This is a genomic window from Gilliamella sp. wkB292, assembly GCF_001690235.1.
Taxonomy (GTDB): Bacteria; Pseudomonadota; Gammaproteobacteria; order Enterobacterales; family Orbaceae; genus Gilliamella; species Gilliamella apicola_F.
This window is the reverse complement of sequence record NZ_LZGO01000068.1, coordinates 129950-135949: the sequence shown is the minus strand read 5'-3', so window position 1 is coordinate 135949 and position 6000 is coordinate 129950. Positions and strand designations below refer to the sequence as shown.

Genomic DNA, 6000 nt, shown 5'->3' with positions numbered 1-6000 from the left:
TGGTCGTTATCCACTCTACTTTCAATCAACAGTTTTTTCAACCATGGTAAAAACCCAATCCAATAAATATAAAATTATTAATATCGCTGCTGGGGGTAATTACAGTCGGGATCCGGGTAAATGGAATACACGTTTTGGTATCAATGACCTGCCTGTGTATTCTGATTTACCGGAAGAATTTTATATTTGCTGGTCCTCTTTTGCCGATCAAACCTTTTATCGTACTAAATTAGTGGTGCCATTGTGGGCACGGCAAGAAATGGTAACGCCACATCATTACTATTCTGAAGCCTACGATCAAAATGAGATTGGTTATAATGACACGGTTATTATTGGTTTTGCCCCGGGTGGCAGTGTGACCGGTTGGCTCATAGGCGTTGCTCACCCTGATGCACAGTCAATAGAGTTTGGTAAAGGGGTCACCGAACGGATACCGCAAGGATCTGATGTGTGTCCCAATCCTTACCCTAACGGAAAAATAACTGAAATTACTCCCGAAGCTAAAGCGTGGTTAAAAAAACACGGCATGCCTAAAGCATGGCAAGAAAAGTACAATAACGTCACCATGGGACAATACCTGAAACTAAAAAATCCACCCAATTTTTAGGCTATGAGCAACGAGTCAGGGAAAACAATGGCTGATTTGCTGATCAATTGGGCATAAACTCGTTGCCAACTAAAGCGATTGGCAACGGCTCATTCACCCCGATCACTAACATAGAAGGACTGCTGCTTATGTTGAAACGCATTATTACCGTCATCAGTTTAGTAATACTTATTACCGGTTGCCATACCTCACGTAACACTAACCGAGTTGACCCCAATTTACCCAAAAAACCTTACGCTGAATGGCGTATTGGTGGTCGTTATCCACTCTACTTTCAATCAACAGTTTTTTCAACCATGGTAAAAACCCAATCCAATAAATATAAAATTATTAATATCGCTGCTGGGGGTAATTACAGTCGGGATCCGGGTAAATGGAATACACGTTTTGGTATCAATGACCTGCCTGTGTATTCTGATTTACCGGAAGAATTTTATATTTGCTGGTCCTCTTTTGCCGATCAAACCTTTTATCGTACTAAATTAGTGGTGCCATTGTGGGCACGGCAAGAAATGGTAACGCCACATCATTACTATTCTGAAGCCTACGATCAAAATGAGATTGGTTATAATGACACGGTTATTATTGGTTTTGCCCCGGGTGGCAGTGTGACCGGTTGGCTCATAGGCGTTGCTCACCCTGATGCACAGTCAATAGAGTTTGGTAAAGGGGTCACCGAACGGATACCGCAAGGATCTGATGTGTGTCCCAATCCTTACCCTAACGGAAAAATAACTGAAATTACTCCCGAAGCTAAAGCGTGGTTAAAAAAACACGGCATGCCTAAAGCATGGCAAGAAAAGTACAATAACGTCACCATGGGACAATACCTGAAACTAAAAAATCCACCCAATTTTTAGGCTATGAGCAACGAGTCAGGGAAAACAATGGCTGATTTGCTGATCAATTGGGCATAAACTCGTTGCCAACTAAAGCGATTGGCAACGGCTCATTCACCCCGATCACTAACATAGAAGGACTGCTGCTTATGTTGAAACGCATTATTACCGTCATCAGTTTAGTAATACTTATTACCGGTTGCCATACCTCACGTAACACTAACCGAGTTGACCCCAATTTACCCAAAAAACCTTACGCTGAATGGCGTATTGGTGGTCGTTATCCACTCTACTTTCAATCAACAGTTTTTTCAACCATGGTAAAAACCCAATCCAATAAATATAAAATTATTAATATCGCTGCTGGGGGTAATTACAGTCGGGATCCGGGTAAATGGAACACACGTTTTGGTATCAATGACCTGCCTGTGTATTCTGATTTACCGGAAGAATTTTATATTTGCTGGTCCTCTTTTGCCGATCAAACCTTTTATCGCACAAAATTAGTGGTGCCATTGTGGGCACGGCAAGAAATGGTAATGCCACATCATTACTATTCTGAAGCCTACAATAAAAATAAGATTGGTTATAATAACACGGTTATTATTGGTTTTGCCCCGGGTGGCAGTGTGACCGGTTGGCTCATAGGCGTTGCTCACCCTGACGCACCGTCAATAGAGTTTGGTAAAGGAGTCACCGAACGGATACCACAAGGATCTGATGTGTGTCCCAATCCTTACCCGAACGGAAAAATAACTGAAATCACTCCCGAAGCTAAAGCCTGGTTAAAAAAACACGGCATGCCTAAAGCGTGGCAAGAAAAGTACAATAACGTCACCATGGGACAATACCTGAAACTGAAAAATCCACCCAATTTTTAGGTTATGAGCAACGAGTAATGATCATTACCGCTAGTCAAAAAATCACCTTAATTTGTGGCAGCTCCTACATCAGAATAAGCCAATCAGATATTGAGCTGGGGACAGCCAGTAATGTGTATATAAAAAGCAATGCCCTGCAAAAAATGGTGGCGAAAACAATAGCACATAATCCATTTGCACTACCGTATATTATTGGTGATTATGCAGTTAAACTTATCTGTAAAGATGAAGATGAAAATGAAAAAATTAAAGCCATTACTACATTACCTAATGTTATATCCTATTTACCAAGAAATTAAAAAATTATCCGAAAAAAATCAAATTCTACCTTGCCGAGTATTTAATAAAGGTCAGTTAGAAGCGCTCATTGTTGAGGTGGATGTGTTTAATCAAAATGATTTGGAATATATTTAATGAGTTTTACTGCCAAAAAAAATAAATCAATACGGAAAAAATTAATCATTTTTGTCACTTTTTTCGGTCTTATTATCAGTATTGGCCTTATATATTTAAATACTGATAATTCAAAAAAACGAAACTATGAACTTAATCAACCGGAAAATTTAATTATGGACTTTACCATTTACCCGTCAACTATTCCCGAAAATGAATTATTACGTATAGACGAAGCTAAAAAGCTGTATGACTCAGCCTTTGACCATAGCGTATTTTATGGTGTGGTTAATCCTGACCAATTGATAAAATTTCTTAAACATGCCTGGCAATGGGATAAAAATGCCATGCCGTATTATTACGATGTTCTTAGTTGTAAAGATTTTTATGATAAAAGAGGAAAAGAGGACGGTATCATTATGTCCTTTGCTGAGTTTATGCACAAATATCGGGATCAGTTAGTGGATAGTGCAGGTAAACCGTTAGTTGAACCAGCGGTGTTTAAAAATAGTCAAATACAGTGGTATTTATGGGATAAGTTTGCCGATTTAAAATATCCCTATTTTGCCTTTCAAAATGGTTACGTAATAGGTACTTGTGGGTATGATGAACAAGGTATGGCGCGCACCTGTCCTGATGAGCAATTAGAAAAAAGTATTGAGTATTTTAATTATGCCATTGACGGTGGCTATCATTGCTACGAAGATTTGATAGCTCGAATATTATTTCAACAAGGTGACCATTATCAGGATGAAAAGTATAAACAAATAATTAAATTAACCGAATACCGCAGATCATTAAAATCAGATGATTTAAAACTAGCCATAGATTATGCGCAGTTAATGGCCGAGCATAGCTCAATTATTGGCATATTGCGCATGACTGAAGCCTATTTCTATGGATTAGGTCGAGAGCAAGATCTGGTTAAAGCTTATGCCTGGTCACTGTTAAGTGATTATGCAAAACAAAAAATTATCGAGATAGACAACAATTTAGCGTGGGATGCAGAGCAATTACCACCGGTTTGGGAATATAACAAAGAAATCCAACAACGTTTAGAACAAATGCTTACCCCAACCGGAAAACAGGCGGCATTAGATTATTTGGAAATACTGAAAACTAAAATTGTAACTTGGGATTACAATAAATGGCGAGATCAGATAGATGATTTTCATCCTAAACCGTAATTTATTTGACTATATTGTAGTGAGTAAAATTTAAGGTGTATTTAGAAATCGCAAATTGAAGCAAATGGATAATGGTGTGAATAAACGTAACGTTAAATGCTCGATGCTTAAAAGATTAATCCTGATAATTGGCATGAATAGATTGGATGTTATTATGGCAAAAATTTTGAATATTTTGGAATCATTTAAAAATAATCAACCTAAATAATGTTTTTTAATTTTATCTAGCACAGACCCTTCTTTGACTAAAGACTGCGTTTTTTATAATAATTCTAAAGATAGTTCCAAACTAGCTTTAAAATTTACTTAATTATATTTTGCGTAAAAGTGATAACTTTTTAATTTTAATTAAAAATAAGTTAAATAAAACGCCGACTAAAGTCGGCGATAATCATTACTTAGCTTGAGTTTCGTTCCAGCTATCTCTTAATCCAACTGTTCGGTTGAATACTAAATTGTCATCAGTTGCATATTTACTATCTAAACAGAAATATCCTTCACGCTCAAATTGGTAAGCTTTGCCAACTTCAGCATGTTGCAGGCTTGGTTCAACAAATCCTTTTTTGATAATCAATGATTCTGGATTAATGGTTGATAAAAAGTCTTCAGCCGCCCCAGGATTTGGAGTATTAAATAAACGATCATAAAGACGAATTTCGGCTGGTTTTGCGAATTTAGCCGATACCCAATGAATCACACCTTTAATTTTACGTCCATCTTCTGGATTTTTATTAAGGGTAGTTGGATCATAACTACAATAGATAGTTTGTATATTACCCTCTGCATCTTTTTCAACTCGATCAGCACGAATAACATAAGCATTACGTAAACGGACTTCTTTTCCTAATACTAAGCGCTTATAATTTTTGTTTGCCTCTTCTTTAAAATCTGCGCGATCAATGTAAATTTCGCGGGTAAATGGTGCTTCACGATTGCCCATTTCAGGACGATTTGGATGATTTGGCATGCTGAGCACTTCATCTAAGGTTTCTGAAAAGTTTTCAATCACCACTTTCACGGGATCAAGCACAGCCATTGCGCGTGGTGCGTTTTCATTAAGATCTTCACGAATACAAAATTCTAGCGTGCTCATCTCAACGGTATTTTCTTGTTTGGTTACACCTATGCGGTTACAAAATTCACGAATGGAAGCAGGTGTATAACCACGGCGACGTAAACCTGAAATAGTTGGCATACGTGGATCATTCCAACCATCTACAATTTGTTCTGACACGAGTAAATTTAATTTACGTTTTGAGGTGATAGCATACTCTAAATTTAATCGAGAAAACTCATATTGATGTGGGCGAGCGTCAATTGTGATGTTATCTAATACCCAGTCATATAAACGACGATTGTCTTGAAATTCAAGGGTGCATAATGAGTGAGTAATATTTTCAATTGCATCAGAAATACAGTGAGTAAAATCGTACATTGGGTAAATACACCATTTATTGCCTGTTTGGTGATGTTCGGCAAATTTAATACGATATAACACTGGATCTCGCATAACAATGAAAGGGGAAGCCATATCAATTTTTGCTCTTAAACACGCTTTTCCTTCAGCAAATTTTCCTTCTTTCATTTGTTGGAATAGCGTTAAATTTTCATCGATACTACGATCACGATAAGGACTATTTTTGCCGGGTTCTTTTAATGTGCCACGATATTCACGAATTTCATCTGCTGAAAGTTCATCAACATAAGCAAGACCTTTATTAATTAACTCAATTGCATATTCATATAATCGGTCGAAATAATCAGATGAGTAACAGATTTCACCATCCCACTCAAAACCTAACCAATGAACATCTTCTTTAATCGATTCAACGTATTCAACATCCTCTTTGACTGGATTAGTATCATCAAATCGTAAATTACATTTACCCTGATAATCTTGAGCAATACCAAAATTTAAACAAATTGATTTAGCATGACCAATATGCAAATACCCATTTGGTTCAGGTGGAAAACGCGTATGCGTGGTTTTATATTTACCTGCTGCTAAATCTGCATCAATAATTTGACGAATAAAGTTAGTTGGACGATTTTCTGTCTCTGTCGGTAAGGAACCGCTCATAAAAAAACCTCTG

Annotated in this window: 6 protein-coding genes; 5 read left to right on the top strand and 1 reads right to left on the bottom strand. The window is 37.2% G+C overall.

All coding sequences use genetic code 11. The annotated features are described in order from the left end of the window. From A9G09_RS09255 to A9G09_RS09235, 5 genes are all read left to right on the top strand, one after another. Nucleotides 1–607: DUF2931 family protein (locus tag A9G09_RS09255; RefSeq protein ID WP_065634537.1), on the top strand; the 607-nt coding region annotated here is incomplete at its 5' end. Between the two features lie 128 nt (nucleotides 608–735). Further along, entirely contained in the window at nucleotides 736–1467 is a 732-nt protein-coding gene (locus A9G09_RS09250) for a DUF2931 family protein (protein WP_065634378.1), read from the top strand. Between the two features lie 128 nt (nucleotides 1468–1595). Next, a complete protein-coding gene (locus A9G09_RS09245; protein WP_065634536.1) occupies nucleotides 1596–2327 on the top strand; it encodes a DUF2931 family protein in 732 nt (243 codons plus the stop codon). Nucleotides 2328–2344: 17 nt separating this feature from the next. Beyond that, nucleotides 2345–2626, top strand: coding sequence for a hypothetical protein (locus A9G09_RS09240; RefSeq protein ID WP_065634535.1), 282 nt, complete (start codon nucleotides 2345–2347; stop codon nucleotides 2624–2626). A 270-nt stretch (nucleotides 2627–2896) separates the two neighbouring features. Next, nucleotides 2897–3907, top strand: a complete 1011-nt coding sequence (locus A9G09_RS09235; RefSeq protein ID WP_141671564.1) for a sel1 repeat family protein — start codon at nucleotides 2897–2899, stop codon at nucleotides 3905–3907. Between the two features lie 394 nt (nucleotides 3908–4301). Here A9G09_RS09235 and glnS read toward each other — a convergent pair whose 3' ends face one another. After that, nucleotides 4302–5987, bottom strand: a complete 1686-nt coding sequence (gene glnS / locus A9G09_RS09230) for a glutamine--tRNA ligase (RefSeq protein ID WP_065634533.1) — start codon at nucleotides 5985–5987, stop codon at nucleotides 4302–4304. Between the last annotated feature and the right edge of the window lie 13 nt (nucleotides 5988–6000).

Coding starts and splice junctions, on each gene's coding strand:
- A9G09_RS09250 (WP_065634378.1), top strand. CDS start 736: ATGTTGAAACGCATTATTACCGTCATCAGTTTAGTAATACTTATTACC.
- A9G09_RS09245 (WP_065634536.1), top strand. CDS start 1,596: ATGTTGAAACGCATTATTACCGTCATCAGTTTAGTAATACTTATTACC.
- A9G09_RS09240 (WP_065634535.1), top strand. CDS start 2,345: ATGATCATTACCGCTAGTCAAAAAATCACCTTAATTTGTGGCAGCTCC.
- A9G09_RS09235 (WP_141671564.1), top strand. CDS start 2,897: ATGGACTTTACCATTTACCCGTCAACTATTCCCGAAAATGAATTATTA.
- glnS (WP_065634533.1), bottom strand. CDS start 5,987: ATGAGCGGTTCCTTACCGACAGAGACAGAAAATCGTCCAACTAACTTT.